Origin of the sequence: Bacillus nitratireducens, from assembly GCF_001884135.1 — a bacterium.
In the GTDB taxonomy this organism is placed as follows: Bacteria; Bacillota; Bacilli; order Bacillales; family Bacillaceae_G; genus Bacillus_A; species Bacillus_A nitratireducens.
Map to the genome: position 1 here is coordinate 1 of NZ_MAOC01000096.1, position 210 is coordinate 210.

Annotated in this window: 1 protein-coding gene; it reads left to right on the plus strand. The window is 32.9% G+C overall.

What is annotated here, in order from left to right:
• On the plus strand, positions 1-210 hold a 210-nt coding region (locus BAU23_RS28310; RefSeq protein WP_131802521.1), incomplete at both ends, for an MSCRAMM family protein.

Here is a 210-nt window from a genome sequence, read left to right on the forward strand (position 1 = left end):
ACAATTTCAGATTTATCAGTAGGGAAATATAAGCTAGTAGAGGTAGAAAGCTTACCAGGATATAAAAAACTAGCAAAACCAGTATCGTTCGAAATTAAAAAAGGTATGACGGAAGTTTTATCAATAAAAGTAGAGAACGAACTGCTAGATAAAGGTTCAGTAGAAATTACAAAAGTAGATAAAGAGAGCCAAAAAGCATTAGCAGGCGTA